Source organism: Halomonas marinisediminis, from assembly GCF_004347715.1.
In the GTDB taxonomy this organism is placed as follows: domain Bacteria; phylum Pseudomonadota; class Gammaproteobacteria; order Pseudomonadales; family Halomonadaceae; genus Halomonas; species Halomonas icarae.
Genome location: NZ_SLTR01000818.1, coordinates 1 through 225, shown reverse-complemented (window position 1 = coordinate 225; position 225 = coordinate 1). Strand labels below are relative to the sequence as shown.

General features: G+C 27.6%; 1 protein-coding gene. It reads right to left on the bottom strand.

Annotated elements, in window-relative coordinates:
• A partial coding sequence (locus tag E0702_RS19845; RefSeq protein ID WP_205742174.1) for a hypothetical protein occupies window positions 1–185 on the bottom strand: 185 nt, incomplete at its 3' end.
• Window positions 186–225 lie beyond the last annotated feature (40 nt).

Here is a 225-nt window from a genome sequence, read left to right as displayed (position 1 = left end):
ATTTCATTTATTAATGTATTGATCTCATCGGTATATTTTTTTATCATAACTTCTTTTAAACTAAGTATTTTATTTTTTAGGTCGGCTATTCTACTGTTTCGTTCGTTTATAGAATCGGTAATTTTATTGAACATTTGAATAAATAGATTTGCATTATTGGCCATCTCCATTACAGAGTCATTCAACTCATGGCACCTTTTTTCACATATTATTTCATACATCTGC